This window comes from Paenibacillus sp. 2TAB26 (genome assembly GCF_052115145.1).
GTDB lineage: Bacteria > Bacillota > Bacilli > Paenibacillales > Paenibacillaceae > Pristimantibacillus.
This window is the reverse complement of record NZ_JBFRGC010000088.1, coordinates 1-507: the sequence shown is the minus strand read 5'-3', so window position 1 is coordinate 507 and position 507 is coordinate 1. Positions and strand designations below refer to the sequence as shown.

The following is a 507-nucleotide window of genomic DNA, read 5'->3' as shown; positions in this document are numbered from 1 at the left end:
GAAGCAGGAAGATCTGTTCCCCGCTCGATTCGAAGTATGCGCGAAGGTTGGGGAATCCCTGGATCCGCCAGAGGGGCGGGCCGTTGTCGTCAGCAGGGTGCGGAATGCCGGCGACCGTCGCGAGGTCCGCGCACACGCTTAGGAAAAGAACGACCAGCAGCACGGACCAGAGGATGCGACAACCACGTTCAATAGCGAACCACGACATCCATGTCCTTTCCATACTTTAGAAATGCATCAACGAATGAAGGCATGTCGGAGGTCAGGTCTATACAGCCTGCCGAGCCGGCGACCCAGCCACCATGGATCGAGAAATCGCTGCGTCCATGTGTCCGGGTGCCCGGGAGTGGGTCCAGCCATACCCGGCGCTTGCCCCAGGACATGACGCAGCCCGGCCAGGTTCCACTTCCCTTCACGATGCCGAAGGCGCGGATGATGCACCGTCGTCGATCGGACCAGGAGTAGTTTTCCCACCGCTGCAGGCGGTCTTGCCTTGCACTGTAGTGG

2 protein-coding genes are annotated in these 507 nt (G+C 60.7%); one reads left to right on the top strand and one right to left on the bottom strand.

Features of this window, described 5'->3' with window-relative positions:
• The coding region (locus AB4Z50_RS35975; RefSeq protein WP_441887281.1) for a hypothetical protein at nucleotides 1-223 on the bottom strand (223 nt) is incomplete at its 3' end.
• A gap of 79 nt (nucleotides 224-302) precedes the next feature.
• On the opposite strand from AB4Z50_RS35975, the gene AB4Z50_RS35970 reads away from it, so the two are divergent.
• Nucleotides 303-507: hypothetical protein (locus tag AB4Z50_RS35970; protein WP_441887279.1), on the top strand; the 205-nt coding region annotated here is incomplete at its 3' end.